Raw genomic sequence first — 17,733 nt, 5'->3', positions numbered from 1 at the left:
ATGAGCCAGATGTTATCCACCGTCAGCGAACAGCTCCTGGCCCCGGGCGGACTGACCCTGGACAGCCTGCAGGCTGTGCTCGGCGAGTTGGCGGGCCCCGGCATCGATGCTGCCGACCTGTATTTCCAAGGGCAGATTTCGGAAACCTGGGCGTTGGAGGACGGCATCGTCAAGGAAGGCAGCTTCAACCTCGACCAAGGCGTGGGTGTACGTGCCCAGTCCGGTGAGAAGACGGGCTTTGCCTACAGTAACGCCATCAACCTCGAGGCCCTGACCTCGGCGGCGCGCGCTGCCCGATCGATTTCTCGCGCAGGGCAGGAGGGCCGTGTACAGGCCTTCCGCAGCCAGGATGTGACGGCCCTGTACGCACCGGACAACCCGCTGGACGTGCTCAGTCGCGCCGAAAAAGTCGAGCTGCTCAAGCGTGTGGACGCCGCTACGCGCGCCCTGGATCCGCGCATCCAGCAGGTCACCGTGAGCATGGCCGGTGTCTGGGAGCGGATTTTGGTGGCCGCGGTCGATGGCAGCCTGGCGGCTGATGTGCGCCCACTGGTGCGCTTCAACGTCAGTGTGATTGTCGAGCAGAACGGTCGTCGCGAACGCGGCGGCCAGGGCGGAGGCGGGCGTACCGATTACCGCTACTTCACCGAGGAGCGGGTCATGGGTTATGCCCGTGAGGCGCTGCGCCAGGCGCTGGTCAACCTCGAAGCCAAGCCGGCACCGGCGGGTACCTTGCCGGTCGTGCTCGGTCCTGGCTGGTCCGGGGTGCTGCTGCACGAAGCGGTAGGCCATGGCCTGGAAGGCGACTTCAACCGCAAGGGTAGTTCGGCCTACAGCGGGCGTATCGGCGAGCAGGTCGCCTCGACGCTCTGCACCATCGTCGACGACGGCACCCTGGAAGGACGTCGTGGCTCGCTGAGCGTGGACGACGAAGGAACCCCGACCGAGTGCACCACGCTGATCGAGAACGGCATTCTCAAAGGCTACATGCAGGACAAGCTCAATGCGCGTCTGATGGGCATGGCGGTCACCGGCAACGGGCGGCGCGAATCCTATGCCCACCTGCCGATGCCACGCATGACCAACACCTACATGCGTGCTGGCGAAAGCGACCCGCAGGAAATCATCGCCTCGGTGAAAAAGGGTATCTACTGCGCCAACCTCGGCGGCGGTCAGGTTGACATCACCAGCGGCAAGTTCGTGTTCTCGACCAGCGAGGCCTACCTCATCGAGGACGGCAAGATCACGGCACCGGTCAAGGGCGCGACCCTGATCGGCAATGGTCCGGAGGCAATGAGCCGGGTATCGATGGTCGGCAACGACCTGGCGTTGGACAGCGGCGTCGGGACGTGCGGCAAGGATGGGCAGTCGGTGCCGGTGGGCGTTGGCCAGCCGACCCTGAAGCTGGATGCCATTACCGTAGGCGGTACGGGCGCGTGATGGGCTTGCAGGACCGCGGTGCGGTCCTGTGGCGACCCAGGGGCGCCCCCGTCGGGGCTGCGTGGCAGCCCGAGGGGGCAGGCCTCAGCGCAGGCCGCGCTGGGTTTCGTCGAGGTCGCGGATGTATTTGAAGACCTTGCGCGCGGCGGCCGGCGGCTTGTTCCGGGCCTTCTCGTGCTGGGCATGACGGATCAGGGAGCGCAGGTGCTGGCGATCGGTGTCGGGATACTCGTTGACGAAACGCTCGAGGTCCTCGTCATTGCCGTCCACCAGACGATCGCGCCAACGCTCCAGATTGTGGAAGCGTTCGTTGTACTGGCGGCTCGAACTGTCGATCTGTTCGAGCAGGGCATGAATGGCATCGATGTCCTGGTCGCGCATCAGCTTGCCGACGAACGACATATGGCGTTTGCGAGCGCCGTGAGCAGTGTGTTTGTGGGCTTCGGCCAGTGCCCGGCGCAGTTCGTCGGTCAGTGGCAGGCGAGCCAGGGTGTCGGCCTTGAGGGTGGTGAGGCGTTCACCGAGCTCGACCAGCGCATGCAGCTCGCGCTTGATCTGGGTTTTGCTTTTTTCGCCGTCGAAGGCGTCGTCGTAAGAATCAACCATGGTGGCAGTCCGCTAGAAATCGCCGCCATGATAACCAGTCGGGGGCCGCTTGTCCGGCCCGGTCGTAGAATGACCCTAGCCGTACGCAGAATTTCGAGTGGAGAGAACCATGAGTGCAGTCCAGAGCGTAGGCCCCAAGGACCTGCCGGCGTTGCAGGAGCAGGTCGAGGCGATCATCGCCGAAGCACGTCGCCAAGGCGCCAGCGCCTGCGAAGTGGCGGTGTCGCTGGAGCAGGGCTTGTCCACCACGGTGCGGCAGCGCGAGGTCGAGACCGTCGAGTTCAACCGCGATCAAGGTTTTGGCATCACCCTCTATGTTGGCCAGCGCAAAGGCTCGGCCAGTACCTCAGCCAGCGGCCCCGAAGCGATTCGCGAGACCGTGGCGGCCGCCCTGGCCATTGCCCAGCATACCTCCGAGGATGAATGTGCAGGCCTGGCCGATGCGGCGCTGATGGCCCGCGAGATTCCCGATCTCGACCTTTATCATGACTGGGCCCTGGAGCCGGAAAAGGCTGTCGAGATGGCGTTGGCCTGTGAGGCGGCGGCTTTCGACGCCGACCCACGCATCCTCAACGCCGACGGCACCACCCTGAACACCCATCAAGGCTGCCGGGTCTATGGCAACAGCCATGGTTTCATCGGCAGCTATGCCTCCACGCGTCACAGCCTGAGCTGCGTGATGATCGCCGAGGGCGAAGGGCAGATGCAGCGCGACTACTGGTACGACGTCAATCGCCAGGGACAATTGCTGGCCGATCCGCGCAGCATCGGTCAGCGCGCCGCACAGCGCGCGGCCAGCCGCCTGGGTGCACGCCCGGTACCGACCTGCGAGGTGCCGGTGCTGTTCTCCGCGGAGCTGGCCGGCGGCTTGTTCGGCAGCTTCCTGTCGGCTATCTCCGGCGGCAACCTGTATCGCAAATCATCCTTCCTCGATGGCGCTATCGGCCAGCGCCTGTTCCCCACCTGGCTGACCCTTGATGAGCGTCCTCACCTGCCGCGAGCCCTGGGCAGCGCGGCCTTCGACGGCGATGGCCTGGCGACCTATGCAAAGCCGTTCGTGGAAAAGGGCGAACTGGTGTCCTACCTGCTGGGCACCTACTCCGGACGCAAGCTGGGCCTGCCGAGCACTGCCAACGCCGGCGGCGTGCATAACCTGTTCGTCACCCACGGTGTGGAAGACCAGGCCGCGTTGATCCGTCGTATGGGGCGCGGCTTACTGGTGACCGAGCTGATGGGGCATGGCCTGAACATGGTGACGGGCGATTACTCCCGCGGCGCGGCGGGCTTCTGGGTAGAGAACGGCGAGATCCAGTTCCCGGTCCAGGAAGTGACGATTGCTGGCAACATGAAGGATATGTTCCAGCAGATCGTCGCGATCGGTAGCGATATCGAAACCCGGAGCAATATTCACAGTGGCTCGGTGCTGATCGAGAGGATGACTGTGGCGGGGAGCTGAGGCTTGATAGCTGATGTTCCTGACGCTTGGGCCGCTATGCGGCCCATCTCGGAGCAAGCCCGATCCTGCAGTCGAATGACTGGGGGAGGAGCTATGCAGGTACGGCTGGCCTGGGGTTACTCGCCTTCGTCGAAATAGTTGTTGATCAACTCGACCAAGGCATCCATGGCCTCGTTGTCCTGCTCGCCCTCGGTCATCAAATGCACTTGGGTGCCCTTGCCCGCTGCAAGCATCATCACCGCCATGATGCTCTTGCCGTCCACCATTTTGTCGGGTGCTCGTCCCACCCTGACCTGGCAGGGAAAGCGCCCGGCCACGCCAACGAACTTGGCTGCCGCCCGGGCGTGCAGGCCCAACTTGTTGATGATGGTGATTTCGCGGGCGGGCATTGGGGTGCGGATCCTGTGGGCTAGAGGTCGCGATGGCGGACCTGGACGTTTTTCAGGGATTGTTGCAAAAGCTGGCCCAGGCGCTCGGTCAGGTAGACAGAGCGGTGGTGACCGCCAGTGCAGCCAATCGCGATGGTGACATAGGCGCGATTGCTGGCGGCGAAACGTGGCAGCCATTTGAGCAGATAGCTGGAGATGTCTTGGAACATCTCTTCGACATCCGGTTGGGCGGCCAGGTAATCGATTACGGGTTGGTCCAGCCCGGAGTGCTCACGCAGCTCGGGCTTCCAATACGGGTTTGGCAGGCAGCGCACATCGAACACCAGGTCGGCGTCCACGGGCATGCCGCGCTTGAAGCCGAAGGACTCCACCAGAAACGCCGTGCCGGGCTCGGGTTGATTGAGCAGGCGAAGCTTGATCGCGTCGCGCAACTGGTAAAGATTGAGGTTGGTGGTGTCGATCTTGAGGTCGGCCAGGTCGGCGATCGGGCCCAGCAGCTCGCTTTCGACGCGAATCGCTTCAGCAAGGGAGCGATTGGCGTTGGTCAGCGGGTGGCGACGACGGGTTTCGGAGAAGCGCTTGAGCAGGGTCTCCTCGTCGGCATCCAGGTACAGCACGTCACATTGGATGTGCCGGCTCCTGGCGTCCTCGAGCAGTTCGGGGAAGCGTGTCAGATGACTGGGCAGGTTGCGGGCGTCGATGGAGACGGCCACCTTCGGTTGCAGCAGCTCGGTATTGATCAGTGCGTTTTCTGCCAACTGGGGTAACAGCCCGGCGGGCAGGTTGTCGATGCAGTAGTAACCGTTGTCTTCCAGTACATCGAGGGCGGTGCTTTTGCCGGAGCCGGACCGGCCGCTGACGATGATCAGGCGCATGTTTCAGTGCTCGTTCTGTGCGTCCAGGACTACCTGGTACAGGGCCTCGCTGCTGTCGGCGGCACGCAGGCGATCGCGGACCTCCTTGCGATCGAGCATGCTGGCGATCTGGCGCAGCAGTTCAAGGTGGGCGTCGGTGGCGGCCTCTGGCACAAGCAGGACGAACAGCAGGTCCACCGGCGCGCCATCAATGGCGTCATAGTCGATGGGGGCATCCAGGTGCAGCAGCGCGCTGACCGGTGCGGTGCAACCTTCGAGGCGGCAATGAGGGATGGCGATGCCGTTGCCGAAACCGGTGGAGCCGAGCTTTTCACGGCCAACCAGTTTTTCGAATACGTCTTCCATCTCCAGTTCGGGCACTTCCCTGGCGATCAGGGTGGCGATTTCCTGGAGCACGCGCTTTTTACTGCCGCCCGGCACGTTCACGAGGGAACGGCCGGGGGTCAGGATGGTTTCAAGTCGGATCATGGATGAGAGGGGTCAGCGGGCGGCTGCACCTTGCAGCAGGCTTTGCTGTTTTTCCTTATGTTTTTTCAATTGGCGGTCGAGCTTGTCAGCCAGGGCGTCGATCGCTGCATACATGTCTTGGTGTTCGGCATTGGCGACCACTTCACCGCCGGGAATCTGGAGTGTGGCCTCCACCTTCTGCTGCAGTTTTTCGACCTTCATGATCACCGTCACGTTGGTGATCTTGTCGAAATGCCCCTCCACGCGGGCGAGCTTTTCAAGGACATACTCGCGCAGTGGTTGGGTGACTTCTACATGCTGTCCACTGATGTTGACTTGCATACAGCTTCTCCTTTGTTGCCCGTGCATAAAGGGCAGGTATTGCACCTGCCACTGAAACGCTATGGCTCTGCCAGGGGCTACATCAGTCGCTTGCGCTCACTCGACGGTGCGATGCCGAGGGACTCGCGGTACTTGGCGACGGTGCGACGGGCTACCTGGATGCCTTGTGCCTCCAGTAAACCAGCGATCTTGCTGTCACTCAATGGCTTTTTCTGATTTTCCGCCGCAACCAGTTTCTTGATGATCGCGCGGATCGCCGTAGACGAGCATTCACCGCCTTCGGAGGTGCTCACATGGCTCGAGAAAAAGTATTTCAGTTCGTAGATGCCACGTGGGGTGTGCATGTATTTCTGCGTGGTGACCCGGGAAATGGTCGACTCGTGCATGCCCACGGCTTCGGCGATGTCGTGTAGCACCAGGGGCTTCATCGCCTCGTCACCATGGTCCAGGAAGCCTCGCTGGTGCTCGACGATCTGGGTGGCGACCTTCATCAGCGTCTCGTTGCGGCTTTGCAGGCTCTTGATGAACCAGCGAGCCTCTTGCAACTGGTTGCGCATGAAGGTGTTGTCGGCACTGGTGTCGGCGCGGCGGACGAAACCGGCGTACTGTGGGTTGACCCGCAGGCGTGGTATCGCTTCCTGGTTCAGCTCGACCAGCCAGCGGTCGCTGTCCTTGCGCACGATGACATCTGGTACCACGTATTCAGGCTCGCTGGATTCGATCTGCGAGCCGGGGCGGGGGTTGAGGCTCTGCACCAGTTCGATGACCTGGCGAAGTTCGTCCTCCTTGATCTTCATGCGGCGCATCAGCTGGCTGTAGTCGCGGCTGCCGAGCAGGTCGATGAAGTCGGTGACCAGGCGCTGGGCCTCGGCCATCCATGGGGTGTTCGCGGGTAGCTGGCGCAACTGCAGCAGCAGGCATTCACCCAGGCTGCGGGCGCCGATGCCGGCGGGTTCGAACTGCTGAATGCGGTGCAGTACCGCTTCGACTTCGTCGAGTTCGATATCCAGTTCGGGGTCGAAGCCTGCGCAGATTTCCTCGAGGCTGTCCTCCAGGTAACCCTGTTCGTTGATGCTGTCGATCAAGGTCACGGCGATCAGCCGGTCGGTATCGGACATCGGCGCCAGGTTGAGTTGCCACAGAAGATGGCTCTGCAAGCTCTCGCCGATGGAGGTGCGAGTGGTGAAGTCCCACTCGTCATCATCGCTGGCGGGCAGGTTGCTGGCGCTGGTCTGGTAGATGTCTTCCCAGGCCGTGTCCACGGGCAGCTCGTTGGGGATGCGCTCGTTCCATTCGCCTTCTTCCAGGTTCTCGGCACTGCTGGTGCTCTCCTGGAAGCTGCTCTCTTGGGTTTCGGCAACGGGCTTGCTCTCGGCGTTGTCGGCCATCGGGTCGCTGTTGTCGAAGTCGTCGCCGTCTTCCTGACGTTCGAGCATCGGATTGGACTCCAGCGCTTCCTGGATTTCCTGTTGCAGGTCCAGGGTGGAGAGCTGGAGCAGACGGATGGCCTGTTGCAACTGCGGGGTCATCGTCAGTTGCTGGCCCATTTTTAGGACGAGCGATGGTTTCATGGCTGGGGCTTAATACCTTGTTCGCCGGCGCGCATGCGCCATCCACTACACGTAGGGCGCCGAGGCGCCAATTTTAAGCAAGTTATATGCCTGAAATTGTAGCGTTTGCCTAGAGCACTGTATCACTTCCTTCAGTGCCCCAGGCAGACTCCGGGCCGTTAGAGTCGGAACTCGTGGCCCAGGTAAACCTCCTTGACCAGATCGTTGGCCAGGATGGTCTCGGCGTCGCCCTCGGCGATCAGCTGACCATCATTGACGATGTAGGCGGTTTCACAGATATCAAGGGTTTCGCGGACGTTGTGGTCGGTGATCAGTACACCGATGCCCTTGGCCTTGAGGTGGTGAATGATCTGCTTGATGTCGCCCACGGAGATTGGGTCGACACCGGCAAAGGGTTCGTCCAGCAGGATGAACTTCGGTGCGGTGGCCAGGGCGCGGGCGATCTCGACCCGGCGGCGTTCACCACCGGAAAGGCTCATGCCGAGGTTGTCGCGGATGTGGCTGATGTGGAACTCCTGCAGCAGGCTTTCCAGCTCCTTTCTCCGGCCGTCACGATCGAGTTCCTTGCGGGTCTCGAGGATCGCCATGATGTTGTCGGCCACCGACAGCTTGCGGAAGATCGAGGCTTCCTGGGGCAGGTAACCGATGCCGGCGCGGGCGCGACCGTGCATGGGCTGGTGGCTGACGTCCAGGTTGTCGATCAGCACGCGCCCCTGGTCGGCGCGGACCAGGCCTACGATCATGTAGAAGCAGGTGGTCTTGCCGGCGCCGTTGGGGCCGAGCAGGCCGACGATCTGACCGCTGTCGATCGACAGGCTGACGTCGCGGACAACCTGGCGGCTCTTGTAGCTCTTGGCCAAGTGCTGGGCTTTGAGGGTTGCCATTTACTCGGCCTTCTTCTTCGGCTGGATCACCATGTCGATACGCTGACGTGGCGAAGTCACATTGCCACCACGACCGGCGGTAGCCACCTGGGTCTTGGTGTTGTAGACGATCTTCTCGCCTTCGGTGGTGTTGCCTTCGTTTTCGACCTTGGCGCGATCGGTGAGGATCACCATGTCTTTCTGCGCCTGGTACTGGATGGTCACGCCCCAGCCCTTCATCTTGTCGGGCTTGGCGGCGCTCTGCTGCTGCTCGAAATAGGCCAGGTTGCCCACCGAGGTGACCACATCGATGTCGCCGGAGGCGGCACGGGTAATGGTGACGGTGTTGCCTTTGATCATCATCGAGCCCTGGGTGATGATCACGTCGCCGGTATAGGTGGCGACGCCTTGCTTGTCGTCCAGGTGAGCGTTGTCAGCCTGGATGCGGATAGGCTGGTCACGATCGTTCGGCAGGGCCAAGGCGCTCGCGCTTCCCAGTGCCGCGCTCAGGCTGAGCAAAAAGGGGAGGGTGTTAACGAGCCTCATACTGTCCTCTTACGTTGGACAGCAGGTCCATCCTGCCGTCTTTCAAATACGCTTTCATTCCTTTGCCCGTAGTCGTCCCACCGGCGCCGTCGATTCTAACGGCTTGCTCGGTCTGCGCATATTGCTTCTGCGGGAAGACGGTCATGCGGGTGGTGGTGATGATCGTTTCGCGCTGTTTTTCATCGGTGCGGGCGACCCGGACCTTGTCGATCAGCTCGACCTCGCTGCCGTCCGGGTTGACCTCGGCGCGCACGCTCTGCACGTGCCAGGGATACTGGGTGCCCCGGTACATGTGCAGGTCCGGCGTGGTCACCAAGGTGATCTCGCTGGCCTTGAGGTGCTCGACCTTGTCGGCGGTCATTTCGTATTGCACCTTGCCATCAGGCAGGTACTGCACGCTGTGGGCGTTGATCGCATAGTAGTCGATGGCGTTTTCATCGACCTGGGCCGCCGGCTTTTCGAGGAAGCTCTCGGGGCTGATGTTCCAATAGCCGACGGCCACCAGCAGTGCGGCGATCGCACCGAGCAGCACGATATTTCTGGCTTTCTTGCTGAACATGTCTGGCCTTAGAGGTAGTTGGCGTTGGCAGCGTCCAGGGTTCCCTGGGCCTGCATGATCAGTTCACAGAACTCGCGTGCGGCGCCTTCACCGCCGCGGGCCTGGGTCACGCCGTGGGCGTGCTGTCGAACGAACGGGGCGGCGCTGGCCACCGCCATGCCAAGACCTACACGGCGGATCACCGGCAGGTCTGGCAGGTCGTCGCCCAGGTAGGCGACCTGTTCATAGCTTAGGCCCAGTTCGGCGAGCAGGCCGTCGAGCACCACCAGTTTGTCCTCGCGGCCCTGGAACAGGTGCGGGATGCCGAGGTTCTTCGCGCGGCGCTCGACCACCGGGGTCTTGCGCCCGCTGATGATCGCCGTGGTCACGCCCGACGCCATGAGCATCTTGATGCCGTGGCCGTCCAGGGTGTTGAAGGTCTTGAATTCGCTGCCGTCCTCGAGGAAATACAGGCGACCGTCGGTCAGCACGCCGTCGACATCGAACACGGCCAGCTTGATGGCCTTGCCGCGTTGCAGAAGATCCGGGTTCATTGCATTGCACTCCATCACATCACTCCTGCGCGCAGCAGGTCGTGCATGTTCAAGGCCCCGGTGGGGCGATCGTTCTGGTCGACCACCACCAGCGCGTTGATCTTGTTGTCTTCCATGATGCGCAAGGCCTCGGCGGCGAGCATCTCGGCGCGGGCGGTCTTGCCGTGGACAGTCATCACCTGGTCGATGATGGTCTTGTGTACATCGATGTTGCGCTCCAGGGCGCGGCGCAGGTCGCCGTCGGTGAACACACCGGCCAGTCGCCCGTCGGCCTCCAGGACCACGGTCATGCCTACCAGGCTCTTGCGCGACATCTCTACCAAGGCGTCCTTGAGCAAGGTGCCGCGCTGCACGATCGGCAGGGCTTCGCCGGTGTGCATGACGTTTTCCACCTTCAGCAGCAGGCGACGACCCAGCGCACCGCCCGGGTGGGAGAAGGCGAAGTCCTCGGCCGTGAAGCCGCGTGCCTCGAGCAGGGCGATGGCCAGGGCGTCACCCAGCACCAGCGCAGCGGTGGTGGAGGAGGTGGGCGCAAGGTTGAGCGGGCAGGCCTCCTGGGCGACGCTGGCGTCGAGGTTGACCTCGGCGGCCTGGGCCAGGGGCGAGTCCGGATTGCCGGTAAGGCTGATCATCTGGATGCCCAGACGCTTGATCAGCGGCAGCAGGGTGACGATTTCGGCGGTGCTGCCGGAGTTGGACAGGGCCAGGATGACATCGTCGCGGGTGATCATGCCCATGTCGCCGTGGCTGGCCTCGGCCGGGTGCACGAAAAACGCTGGGGTGCCGGTGCTGGCAAGGGTCGCGGCGATCTTGTTGCCGATATGGCCCGACTTGCCCATGCCGAGCACGACGACTCGGCCTTTGCTGTTCAGAATCAGCTCACAAGCCTTGACGAAATTGCCGTCGATACGGGGCAGAAGGCCCTCTACGGCTTCGAGTTCCAGGCGCAGGGTGCGCTGGGCGGATTGGATCAGCTCGCTGGATTGGCTCATGTCGGAAAGCAATGTCTGGTAAAAAAGGTGCCGATTATAACGGCAATGTGCAAAAGCCTCATCTTTCGTTTGTCTGGGTTGCTGTCGCAGGGCTGAACAGCCCCTGCAATGGCCTTGGGGGCGGCGTTGCTGCGGTGCTATAGTTCGCCGCTATTCAGCCCGGCAGGGATGCGTGTGCCTTCATGAAGAGGGTAGGCGTCCATTGCAGACGAGGCTGCATCGCAAGGAGTCTAGATGAGTGTGGATAGCGCCTACGCGGTCGAGTTGAAGGGGGTTACCTTCAAGCGCGGTTCGCGCAGCATTTTCAGCAATGTCGACATACGCATCCCACGGGGCAAGGTCACCGGCATCATGGGGCCTTCCGGGTGCGGCAAGACAACCCTGTTGCGCCTGATGGGCGCGCAGTTGCGCCCCTCCAGCGGCGAGGTATGGGTCGCCGGGCAGAACCTGCCGAGCCTGTCGCGCAGCGATCTGTTCGATGCGCGCAAGCAGATGGGTGTTCTGTTCCAGAGCGGTGCCCTGTTCACCGATCTCGACGTGTTCGAGAACGTCGCCTTCCCGTTGCGGGTGCATACCCAACTGTCGGACGAGATGATCCGTGACATCGTCCTGATGAAACTGCAGGCCGTGGGCCTGCGGGGTGCCATCGACCTGATGCCGGACGAGCTGTCCGGTGGCATGAAGCGCCGGGTGGCGCTGGCCCGGGCGATCGCGCTGGATCCACAGATCCTCATGTACGACGAGCCTTTCGTCGGCCAGGACCCCATCGCCATGGGGGTGCTCGTGCGCCTGATCCGGCTGCTCAACGACGCCCTGGGGATTACCAGCATCGTCGTCTCCCATGACCTGGCCGAGACCGCGAGCATCGCCGACTATATCTACGTGGTCGGTGATGGCCAGGTGTTGGGGCAGGGTACGCCCGACGAACTGATGGGGTCGGACAATCCGCGTATCCGTCAGTTCATGAAGGGTGATCCGGATGGCCCGGTGCCATTTCACTTTCCCGCGCCTGACTATCGCGCCGATCTGCTGGGGGCGCGGTGATGCGCAGAAAATCCATACTCGAACGCATTCGTCTGTTCGGCCGGTCGGCCATCGACGTCCTGGCTGTGCTCGGCCGCTCCTGCCTGTTCCTCGGGCACGCCATGGGTGGACGTGGCGGGATCGGTGGCGGCTTCCAGTTGCTGGTCAAGCAGCTCTATTCGGTGGGCGTGCTGTCGCTGGCGATCATCGTGGTTTCTGGCGTGTTCATCGGCATGGTGCTGTCGCTGCAGGGCTACAGCATTCTCACCAAGTACGGCTCGGAGCAGGCCGTGGGCCAGATGATCGCCCTGACCTTGCTGCGTGAGCTGGGGCCGGTCGTGACCGCCTTGCTGTTCGCCGGGCGCGCGGGCTCGGCCCTGACCGCCGAAATCGGCAACATGAAGTCGACCGAGCAGCTGTCCAGCCTGGAGATGATCGGCGTCGACCCACTCAAGTACATCGTCGCCCCACGTCTGTGGGCCGGCTTCATCTCGCTGCCGTTGCTGGCGCTGATTTTCAGCGTGGTCGGTATCTGGGGTGGGTCCTGGGTGGCGGTGGACTGGCTGGGCGTCTACGAGGGCTCTTTCTGGGCCAACATGCAAAACAGTGTTTCCTTCACCGACGACGTGCTCAACGGGTTGATCAAAAGCGTTGTGTTCGCCTTCGTCGTGACCTGGATCGCCGTGTTCCAGGGGTATGACTGCGAGCCCACCTCGGAAGGGATCAGCCGTGCCACTACCAAGACCGTGGTCTACGCCTCGTTGGCAGTCCTGGGTCTGGACTTTATTCTGACCGCCTTGATGTTTGGAGATTTCTGATGCAAAACCGCACCCTGGAAATCGGTGTCGGCCTGTTCCTGCTGGCCGGGATTCTGGCGTTGCTGCTGCTGGCCCTGCGCGTCAGCGGCTTGTCCGCAAGCCCCAGCAGCGACACCTATAAAGTTTATGCGTACTTCGACAATATCGCTGGTTTGACGGTCAGAGCTAAAGTGACCATGGCCGGTGTGACCATCGGCAAGGTCACGGCCATCGATCTGGATCGCGACTCCTATACCGGTCGGGTGACCTTGCAGCTGGACAAGAGCGTCGACAACCTGCCGACCGACTCCACTGCCTCGATCCTGACCGCCGGGTTGCTCGGCGAGAAGTACATCGGCATCAGCGTGGGCGGTGAAGAGGACATGCTCAAGGATGGCTCTACCATCCATGACACCCAGTCGGCCCTGGTGCTGGAAGATCTGATTGGCAAGTTCCTGCTCAATTCCGTGGGCAAGGAACCCAAAGAAGCTCAACCCGCTAATTAAGGAGTTTCCATGATTTCGATCCTGCGACGCGGCCTGCTGGTCCTTTTGGCGGCCTTCCCATTGTTTGCCCTGGCGGTGCCTGGCCAAGCCCCTCGTGATGTGGTGCAAGGCACCACCGATGCCCTGTTGAGCGACCTCAAGGCCAATAAAGAGCAGTACAAGACCAACCCACAGGCCTTCTACGATGCGCTCAACCGTATTCTCGGCCCCGTGGTCGATGCCGATGGCATCTCCAAGAGCATCATGACCGTGAAGTACTCGCGCAAGGCAACGCCTGAGCAGATGCAGCGCTTCCAGGAAAATTTCAAGCGCAGCCTGATGCAGTTCTATGGCAATGCGTTGCTGGAGTACAACAACCAGGGCATCACCGTCGACCCGGCCAAGGCTGAAAATGGCGATCGCGCCAGCGTCGGCATGAAGGTCACCGGCAACAACGGTGCGGTCTATCCGGTCCAGTACACCATGCAGAAGCTCGGCGACGAGTGGAAGGTGCGTAACGTGATCGTCAATGGCATCAACATCGGCAAGCTGTTCCGCGATCAGTTCGCCGATGCCATGCAGCGCAACGGCAACAACCTGGACAAGACCATCGATGGTTGGGCTGGCGAAGTGGCCAAGGCCAAGGAAGCTGCCGACAACTCGCCAGACAAGGAAGTGAAATGAGCGAAGCTGGCGTGAGCATGACCGAGCCGGGCGTCCTGTGCCTGGCCGGTGTGCTGGACTACCGCAGCGGTCCGGCTCTGCGCAAAGAGGGCAAGGCATTGATCGCGGCCTGTCGTGAGTCGAAGCTGGTGCTCGATTGCTCGTCCGTGGCCAAGTCCAGCAGTGTCGGTCTCTCCCTGCTGCTGGGCTTCATCCGTGATGCCCAGGCCGCAGGCAAGGGCTGGGAACTGCGGGGCATGCCCGACGACATGCGCGATATCGCCGGGGTCTATGACCTCGATGAAGTGCTGGCGGGCTGATGGTTCGCCACCCTGGGATAGCCCCTCGGTCAGCGCGCCCCTCCATGGGCTTCGCAGGCGAGGGGCTTTTTTGTATGATGGCCGACCCGCGCGCACTGGGCGCCGATTGAGGTTGAGCATGCAGGCCGTAGAAGTTAAAAGCTTCCTTGAAGAGAAATTGCCGGGAACCCGGGTCGAAGTTGAAGGCGAAGGCTGCAACTTCCAGTTGAACGTGATCAGCGACGAGCTGGCCGGCCAGAGCCCGGTCAAGCGCCAGCAGGCGATCTATGCTCACCTGAATCCGTGGATCGCCGATGGCAGCATCCATGCGGTAACCATGAAATTTTTCAGCAGCGCAGCCTGGGCTGAGCGCACCTGAGCCAACGTTGGCGGCGAGATTGCAATGGACAAACTGATTATCACTGGCGGCGCGCGTCTCGATGGCGAGATCCGCATTTCCGGGGCGAAGAACGCCGCCCTGCCGATTCTCTCGGCGACCTTGCTGGCTGACGGCCCGGTCACCGTGGGCAACCTGCCACACCTGCACGACATCACCACCATGATCGAGCTGTTCGGTCGCATGGGCATCGAGCCTGTGATCGACGAGAAGCTCTCGGTGGAGATCGACCCGCGCACCATCAAGACCCTGGTCGCACCGTACGAGCTGGTCAAGACCATGCGCGCCTCGATCCTCGTGCTCGGCCCGATGGTCGCCCGTTTCGGCGAAGCCGAAGTCGCGCTGCCTGGTGGTTGCGCCATCGGTTCGCGTCCTGTCGACCTGCACATCCGCGGCCTCGAGGCCATGGGTGCGAAGATCGAAGTCGAAGGCGGCTACATCAAGGCCAAGGCACCAGAAGGCGGCCTGCGTGGCGCGCACTTCTTCTTCGATACCGTCAGTGTGACCGGTACCGAGAACATCATGATGGCCGCTGCCCTGGCCAAGGGCCGCAGCGTGCTGCAGAACGCCGCTCGCGAGCCTGAAGTGGTCGACCTGGCCAACTTCCTGATCGCCATGGGTGCCAAGATCCAGGGCGCCGGTACCGACACCGTCACCATCGATGGTGTCGAGCGCCTGCACTCGGCCACCTACCGCGTGATGCCCGACCGTATCGAGACCGGTACCTACCTGGTCGCCGCTGCCGTCACCGGCGGTCGCGTGAAGGTCAAGGACACCGATCCGACCATCCTTGAAGCGGTGCTGGAAAAACTCAAGGAAGCTGGTGCCGAAGTCACCGCCGGCGAAGACTGGATCGAGCTGGACATGCACGGCAAGCGGCCCAAGGCCGTCAACCTGCGTACCGCCCCGTACCCGGCCTTCCCGACCGACATGCAGGCGCAGTTCATCTCGCTCAACGCCATTGCCGAAGGTACTGGCGCAGTGATCGAGACCATCTTCGAAAACCGCTTCATGCACGTCTATGAAATGCACCGCATGGGTGCGCAGATCCAGGTCGAAGGCAACACCGCCATCGTGACCGGGGTCAAGGCGCTCAAGGGTGCGCCGGTCATGGCTACCGACCTGCGGGCTTCGGCCAGCCTGGTGCTGTCGGCCCTGGTCGCCGATGGCGATACCCTGATCGACCGCATCTACCACATCGACCGTGGTTATGAGTGCATCGAGGAAAAACTGCAGATGCTCGGGGCGAAGATCCGCCGCGTACCGGGCTAGTCTGTTCGGCGCAAGGATGCGCCCACCGAATTCCATGCGGCCGGGCGTTTGCCCGGTCGGCTGTAGCCGCTTAAGGACCGACGTTTCCCATGTTGACCATCGCGCTATCCAAGGGCCGAATCCTCGACGATACCCTGCCATTGCTGGCCGAGGCCGGTATCGTGCCGACCGAGAATCCGGACAAGAGCCGCAAGCTGATCATCCCCACGACCCAGGACGATGTGCGCCTGCTGATCGTGCGCGCCACCGACGTGCCGACCTATGTCGAGCATGGTGCCGCTGACCTCGGTGTGGCCGGTAAGGACGTGTTGATGGAGTACGGCGGCCAGGGCTTGTATGAGCCGCTGGACCTGCAGATCGCCCGCTGCAAGCTGATGACCGCCGGCGCGGTCGGTGCGCCGGAGCCCAAGGGGCGTCTGCGTGTGGCCACCAAATTCGTCAACGTAGCCAAACGCTATTACGCCGAGCAGGGCCGTCAGGTCGACATCATCAAGCTGTACGGCTCCATGGAGCTGGCCCCGCTGATCGGTCTGGCCGACAAGATCATCGATGTGGTCGACACCGGCAATACCCTGCGTGCCAACGGTCTGGAGCCGCAGGAACTGATCGCGACCATCAGCTCGCGTCTGGTGGTCAACAAAGCCTCCATGAAAATGCAGCACGCCCGCATCCAGAGCCTGATCGACACCCTGCGCCAGGCCGTCGAATCGCGACATCGCGGCTGACCTTTGCGCGCGACTTTCTGTCGCGCCCGTCTATCCGCGTCATAGCCATTTTTCTCGGGTGCCCGCGCGGATGGACTGGTAGCCTAGGGCGCCTGAGCATTCGCTAATAAAACGAGGCCCTCGTCATGACCGTGTCCACTGCAATTGCCCGTCTCAACGCCGCTGATCCGGATTTCGCCCGACATCTGGATCATCTGCTGAGCTGGGAAAGCGTGTCCGATGACGCGGTCAATCAGCGCGTGCTCGACATCATCAAGGCTATTCGCGAGCGAGGCGATGCCGCGTTGGTTGAGTTCACCCAGCGTTTCGATGGCGTCGAGGCCAAGAGCATCGATGACCTGATCCTGGGGCGCGAACGCCTGGAGCTGGCCCTGACCCGTATCACCCCCACCCAGCGCGAAGCGTTGGAGACGGCCGCCAGCCGCGTGCGCAGCTACCACGAGCGGCAGAAGCAGGATTCCTGGCAATACACCGAGGCGGATGGCACCGTGCTGGGCCAGAAAGTCACGCCGCTGGACCGTGCCGGCCTTTACGTGCCGGGCGGCAAGGCTTCGTACCCTTCGTCCGTGCTGATGAACGCCATCCCGGCCAAGGTCGCCGGTGTATCCGAAGTGGTGATGGTGGTGCCGACCCCGCGCGGTGAGGTCAACGAACTGGTGCTGGCCGCTGCGTGCATCGCCGGCGTCGATCGCGTCTTCACCATTGGTGGCGCCCAAGCCGTTGCGGCCCTGGCCTATGGGACCGAAAGCGTGCCCCAGGTGGACAAGATCGTCGGTCCGGGCAATATCTACGTGGCCACTGCCAAGCGCCATGTATTCGGCCAGGTCGGTATCGACATGATCGCCGGCCCCTCGGAAATCCTCGTCGTTTGCGACGGCCAGACCGACCCGGACTGGATCGCCATGGACCTGTTCTCCCAGGCCGAGCACGACGAAGATGCCCAGGCGATCCTCGTCAGCCCTGATGCCGCCTTCCTCGATCGCGTGGCCGCCAGCATCGCCAAGCTGCTGCCGACCATGGAGCGTGCCGAGATCATCGAGAAGTCCATCAACGGCCGTGGTGCGCTGATCCAAGTGCGCGACATGCAGCAGGCAATGGACGTCGCCAACCGCATTGCTCCCGAGCACCTGGAGTTGTCGGTCGCCGATCCGCAGGCGTGGCTGCCGCAGATCCGTCATGCGGGCGCGATCTTCATGGGCCGTCACACCAGCGAAGCCTTGGGTGACTACTGCGCCGGCCCCAACCATGTGCTGCCGACCTCCGGCACCGCGCGTTTCTCCTCGCCGCTGGGGGTGTATGACTTCCAGAAGCGTTCGTCGATCATCTTCTGCTCCGAGCAGGCGGCCTCGGAGCTTGGGCACACCGCATCGGTTCTGGCCCGTGGCGAGTCGCTGACCGCTCATGCCCGCAGTGCTGAATACCGCATCCTCACCCAGACCAAGGGGAACTGAAC

At 62.5% G+C, this 17,733-nt stretch carries 22 protein-coding genes; 11 read left to right on the top strand and 11 right to left on the bottom strand.

Annotated features, from left to right (window positions below; all coding sequences use genetic code 11):
- The gene (gene tldD, locus ACNFCH_RS05125) at nucleotides 1–1,440 is read left to right on the top strand and encodes a metalloprotease TldD (protein ID WP_337158818.1); all 1,440 of its coding nucleotides are present in this window, start codon (nucleotides 1–3) and stop codon (nucleotides 1,438–1,440) included.
- Nucleotides 1,441–1,524: 84 nt separating this feature from the next.
- Here the strand turns inward: tldD and yjgA are convergent, their stop codons facing one another.
- Nucleotides 1,525–2,046 (bottom strand): ribosome biogenesis factor YjgA, encoded by a 522-nt coding sequence (gene yjgA / locus ACNFCH_RS05120; protein ID WP_043213253.1) that lies wholly within the window; start codon nucleotides 2,044–2,046, stop codon nucleotides 1,525–1,527.
- A 109-nt stretch (nucleotides 2,047–2,155) separates the two neighbouring features.
- Between yjgA and pmbA the strand changes: the two genes are divergently transcribed.
- Nucleotides 2,156–3,502: a metalloprotease PmbA gene (gene pmbA, locus ACNFCH_RS05115; RefSeq protein WP_196162898.1), complete on the top strand. Its 1,347-nt coding sequence runs from the start codon at nucleotides 2,156–2,158 to the stop codon at nucleotides 3,500–3,502.
- Nucleotides 3,503–3,618: 116 nt separating this feature from the next.
- Here the strand turns inward: pmbA and ACNFCH_RS05110 are convergent, their stop codons facing one another.
- From ACNFCH_RS05110 to ACNFCH_RS05065, 10 genes are all read right to left on the bottom strand, one after another.
- Nucleotides 3,619–3,891, bottom strand: coding sequence for an HPr family phosphocarrier protein (locus tag ACNFCH_RS05110; protein WP_043213258.1), 273 nt, complete (start codon nucleotides 3,889–3,891; stop codon nucleotides 3,619–3,621).
- 20 nt (nucleotides 3,892–3,911) lie between these two features.
- Nucleotides 3,912–4,766: an RNase adapter RapZ gene (gene rapZ / locus ACNFCH_RS05105; protein ID WP_070093009.1), complete on the bottom strand. Its 855-nt coding sequence runs from the start codon at nucleotides 4,764–4,766 to the stop codon at nucleotides 3,912–3,914.
- Nucleotides 4,767–4,769: 3 nt separating this feature from the next.
- Nucleotides 4,770–5,234, bottom strand: coding sequence for a PTS IIA-like nitrogen regulatory protein PtsN (ptsN, locus tag ACNFCH_RS05100; RefSeq protein ID WP_070093008.1), 465 nt, complete (start codon nucleotides 5,232–5,234; stop codon nucleotides 4,770–4,772).
- 12 nt (nucleotides 5,235–5,246) lie between these two features.
- The gene (gene hpf, locus ACNFCH_RS05095) at nucleotides 5,247–5,555 is read right to left on the bottom strand and encodes a ribosome hibernation-promoting factor, HPF/YfiA family (protein WP_043213265.1); all 309 of its coding nucleotides are present in this window, start codon (nucleotides 5,553–5,555) and stop codon (nucleotides 5,247–5,249) included.
- 77 nt (nucleotides 5,556–5,632) lie between these two features.
- Nucleotides 5,633–7,126 (bottom strand): RNA polymerase factor sigma-54, encoded by a 1,494-nt coding sequence (locus ACNFCH_RS05090; RefSeq protein ID WP_337158819.1) that lies wholly within the window; start codon nucleotides 7,124–7,126, stop codon nucleotides 5,633–5,635.
- Between the two features lie 158 nt (nucleotides 7,127–7,284).
- The gene (lptB, locus tag ACNFCH_RS05085) at nucleotides 7,285–8,010 is read right to left on the bottom strand and encodes an LPS export ABC transporter ATP-binding protein (protein ID WP_043213270.1); all 726 of its coding nucleotides are present in this window, start codon (nucleotides 8,008–8,010) and stop codon (nucleotides 7,285–7,287) included.
- A complete protein-coding gene (lptA, locus tag ACNFCH_RS05080) occupies nucleotides 8,011–8,535 on the bottom strand; it encodes a lipopolysaccharide transport periplasmic protein LptA (protein WP_043213272.1) in 525 nt (174 codons plus the stop codon).
- Nucleotides 8,522–9,094 carry an LPS export ABC transporter periplasmic protein LptC gene (gene lptC, locus ACNFCH_RS05075; RefSeq protein ID WP_416742376.1) on the bottom strand — a complete coding sequence of 191 codons (573 nt, stop codon included), beginning with the start codon at nucleotides 9,092–9,094 and terminating at the stop codon, nucleotides 8,522–8,524. Before lptC ends, lptA begins: the two co-directional genes overlap by 14 nt.
- Before the next feature lie 8 nt (nucleotides 9,095–9,102).
- A complete protein-coding gene (locus ACNFCH_RS05070) occupies nucleotides 9,103–9,627 on the bottom strand; it encodes a KdsC family phosphatase (RefSeq protein ID WP_196162894.1) in 525 nt (174 codons plus the stop codon).
- A 14-nt stretch (nucleotides 9,628–9,641) separates the two neighbouring features.
- Nucleotides 9,642–10,619, bottom strand: coding sequence for a KpsF/GutQ family sugar-phosphate isomerase (locus ACNFCH_RS05065; protein WP_070093004.1), 978 nt, complete (start codon nucleotides 10,617–10,619; stop codon nucleotides 9,642–9,644).
- 234 nt (nucleotides 10,620–10,853) lie between these two features.
- Between ACNFCH_RS05065 and ACNFCH_RS05060 the strand changes: the two genes are divergently transcribed.
- The 9 genes from ACNFCH_RS05060 (at nucleotide 10,854) to hisD (ending at nucleotide 17,731) form a co-directional block, all read left to right on the top strand.
- Nucleotides 10,854–11,663: an ATP-binding cassette domain-containing protein gene (locus tag ACNFCH_RS05060; RefSeq protein ID WP_043213285.1), complete on the top strand. Its 810-nt coding sequence runs from the start codon at nucleotides 10,854–10,856 to the stop codon at nucleotides 11,661–11,663.
- On the top strand, nucleotides 11,663–12,460 hold the full coding sequence (mlaE, locus tag ACNFCH_RS05055; protein ID WP_196162893.1) for a lipid asymmetry maintenance ABC transporter permease subunit MlaE: 798 nt from the start codon (nucleotides 11,663–11,665) through the stop codon (nucleotides 12,458–12,460). The genes ACNFCH_RS05060 and mlaE overlap by 1 nt, the downstream gene beginning before the upstream one ends.
- On the top strand, nucleotides 12,460–12,945 hold the full coding sequence (mlaD, locus tag ACNFCH_RS05050; protein ID WP_070093003.1) for an outer membrane lipid asymmetry maintenance protein MlaD: 486 nt from the start codon (nucleotides 12,460–12,462) through the stop codon (nucleotides 12,943–12,945). Before mlaE ends, mlaD begins: the two co-directional genes overlap by 1 nt.
- 9 nt (nucleotides 12,946–12,954) lie before the next feature.
- Complete coding sequence (locus tag ACNFCH_RS05045; RefSeq protein ID WP_070093002.1) at nucleotides 12,955–13,608, top strand: MlaC/ttg2D family ABC transporter substrate-binding protein; 654 nt, start codon at nucleotides 12,955–12,957, stop codon at nucleotides 13,606–13,608.
- A complete protein-coding gene (locus ACNFCH_RS05040; RefSeq protein WP_337158820.1) occupies nucleotides 13,605–13,907 on the top strand; it encodes an STAS domain-containing protein in 303 nt (100 codons plus the stop codon). The genes ACNFCH_RS05045 and ACNFCH_RS05040 overlap by 4 nt, the downstream gene beginning before the upstream one ends.
- Nucleotides 13,908–14,025: 118 nt before the next feature.
- Entirely contained in the window at nucleotides 14,026–14,265 is a 240-nt protein-coding gene (locus ACNFCH_RS05035) for a BolA family protein (RefSeq protein ID WP_029613593.1), read from the top strand.
- 24 nt (nucleotides 14,266–14,289) lie between these two features.
- On the top strand, nucleotides 14,290–15,555 hold the full coding sequence (murA, locus tag ACNFCH_RS05030) for a UDP-N-acetylglucosamine 1-carboxyvinyltransferase (protein ID WP_337158821.1): 1,266 nt from the start codon (nucleotides 14,290–14,292) through the stop codon (nucleotides 15,553–15,555).
- Between the two features lie 89 nt (nucleotides 15,556–15,644).
- Nucleotides 15,645–16,280 carry an ATP phosphoribosyltransferase gene (hisG, locus tag ACNFCH_RS05025; RefSeq protein ID WP_043213301.1) on the top strand — a complete coding sequence of 212 codons (636 nt, stop codon included), beginning with the start codon at nucleotides 15,645–15,647 and terminating at the stop codon, nucleotides 16,278–16,280.
- Nucleotides 16,281–16,405: 125 nt separating this feature from the next.
- Nucleotides 16,406–17,731 carry a histidinol dehydrogenase gene (gene hisD, locus ACNFCH_RS05020; RefSeq protein ID WP_196162891.1) on the top strand — a complete coding sequence of 442 codons (1,326 nt, stop codon included), beginning with the start codon at nucleotides 16,406–16,408 and terminating at the stop codon, nucleotides 17,729–17,731.
- Nucleotides 17,732–17,733: the final 2 nt, after the last annotated feature.

Origin of the sequence: Pseudomonas sp. NY15354, from assembly GCF_048068075.1 — a bacterium.
Classification (GTDB): Bacteria; Pseudomonadota; Gammaproteobacteria; order Pseudomonadales; family Pseudomonadaceae; genus Aquipseudomonas; species Aquipseudomonas guariconensis_C.
Note: the sequence above shows the minus strand (reverse complement) of the source record. Positions and strands in the feature narration are given on the sequence as shown.

Bases quoted from the DNA above. Each gene is read 5' to 3' on its own strand.
- yjgA (WP_043213253.1), bottom strand. From the start codon at position 2,046: ATGGTTGATTCTTACGACGACGCCTTCGACGGCGAAAAAAGCAAAACC.
- ACNFCH_RS05040 (WP_337158820.1), top strand. From the start codon at position 13,605: ATGAGCGAAGCTGGCGTGAGCATGACCGAGCCGGGCGTCCTGTGCCTG.
- ACNFCH_RS05035 (WP_029613593.1), top strand. From the start codon at position 14,026: ATGCAGGCCGTAGAAGTTAAAAGCTTCCTTGAAGAGAAATTGCCGGGA.
- ACNFCH_RS05065 (WP_070093004.1), bottom strand. From the start codon at position 10,619: ATGAGCCAATCCAGCGAGCTGATCCAATCCGCCCAGCGCACCCTGCGC.
- hpf (WP_043213265.1), bottom strand. From the start codon at position 5,555: ATGCAAGTCAACATCAGTGGACAGCATGTAGAAGTCACCCAACCACTG.
- mlaE (WP_196162893.1), top strand. From the start codon at position 11,663: ATGCGCAGAAAATCCATACTCGAACGCATTCGTCTGTTCGGCCGGTCG.
- ACNFCH_RS05060 (WP_043213285.1), top strand. From the start codon at position 10,854: ATGAGTGTGGATAGCGCCTACGCGGTCGAGTTGAAGGGGGTTACCTTC.
- lptA (WP_043213272.1), bottom strand. From the start codon at position 8,535: ATGAGGCTCGTTAACACCCTCCCCTTTTTGCTCAGCCTGAGCGCGGCA.
- ACNFCH_RS05070 (WP_196162894.1), bottom strand. From the start codon at position 9,627: ATGAACCCGGATCTTCTGCAACGCGGCAAGGCCATCAAGCTGGCCGTG.
- rapZ (WP_070093009.1), bottom strand. From the start codon at position 4,766: ATGCGCCTGATCATCGTCAGCGGCCGGTCCGGCTCCGGCAAAAGCACC.
- mlaD (WP_070093003.1), top strand. From the start codon at position 12,460: ATGCAAAACCGCACCCTGGAAATCGGTGTCGGCCTGTTCCTGCTGGCC.
- tldD (WP_337158818.1), top strand. From the start codon at position 1: ATGAGCCAGATGTTATCCACCGTCAGCGAACAGCTCCTGGCCCCGGGC.
- hisD (WP_196162891.1), top strand. From the start codon at position 16,406: ATGACCGTGTCCACTGCAATTGCCCGTCTCAACGCCGCTGATCCGGAT.
- ACNFCH_RS05110 (WP_043213258.1), bottom strand. From the start codon at position 3,891: ATGCCCGCCCGCGAAATCACCATCATCAACAAGTTGGGCCTGCACGCC.
- ACNFCH_RS05045 (WP_070093002.1), top strand. From the start codon at position 12,955: ATGATTTCGATCCTGCGACGCGGCCTGCTGGTCCTTTTGGCGGCCTTC.
- lptC (WP_416742376.1), bottom strand. From the start codon at position 9,094: ATGTTCAGCAAGAAAGCCAGAAATATCGTGCTGCTCGGTGCGATCGCC.
- hisG (WP_043213301.1), top strand. From the start codon at position 15,645: ATGTTGACCATCGCGCTATCCAAGGGCCGAATCCTCGACGATACCCTG.
- ACNFCH_RS05090 (WP_337158819.1), bottom strand. From the start codon at position 7,126: ATGAAACCATCGCTCGTCCTAAAAATGGGCCAGCAACTGACGATGACC.
- pmbA (WP_196162898.1), top strand. From the start codon at position 2,156: ATGAGTGCAGTCCAGAGCGTAGGCCCCAAGGACCTGCCGGCGTTGCAG.
- murA (WP_337158821.1), top strand. From the start codon at position 14,290: ATGGACAAACTGATTATCACTGGCGGCGCGCGTCTCGATGGCGAGATC.
- ptsN (WP_070093008.1), bottom strand. From the start codon at position 5,234: ATGATCCGACTTGAAACCATCCTGACCCCCGGCCGTTCCCTCGTGAAC.
- lptB (WP_043213270.1), bottom strand. From the start codon at position 8,010: ATGGCAACCCTCAAAGCCCAGCACTTGGCCAAGAGCTACAAGAGCCGC.